Origin of the sequence: Psychrobacter sp. TB55-MNA-CIBAN-0194, from assembly GCF_040309505.1 — a bacterium.
Taxonomy (GTDB): Bacteria; Pseudomonadota; Gammaproteobacteria; order Pseudomonadales; family Moraxellaceae; genus Psychrobacter; species Psychrobacter fozii.
In genome coordinates this window covers 1-316 of sequence record NZ_JBEOOW010000100.1, presented here as the reverse complement: position 1 = coordinate 316, position 316 = coordinate 1, and the positions used below count along the sequence as shown (strand labels likewise).

The 316-nt window shown below is 49.7% G+C and carries 1 protein-coding gene; it reads right to left on the bottom strand.

What is annotated here, in order from left to right; translation table 11 throughout:
• A partial coding sequence (locus AAEY75_RS14420; RefSeq protein ID WP_352259945.1) for a GMC family oxidoreductase N-terminal domain-containing protein occupies nt 1-316 on the bottom strand: 316 nt, incomplete at both ends.

Sequence of the window (316 nt, the reverse complement as noted above, 5' to 3'; positions counted from 1 at the left end):
GGCCAGTGCCATCCTTTCTCCATTGGCGTATGCTCTTGGTTAAGGTCGAAATAGTCGCCAAGCCAACCCCAATGACATCTTTGGTATTCACTTCATAATCAAAAACTACATCCAGATGATCTTGTAGATTGCCACCGACTTCAGGGGCATCGACCACGACCTCAATACCGTGCGCCTGCAAATGCTCAGCAGGACCAATGCCTGATAGCATCAGAACTTTGGGTGAGCCAAAAGCACCACCTGATAAGATGACTTCGTGACGTGCCATCACGGTATGGTCGACACCATCCTTTTCATAGGCCACACCAGTCGCTTG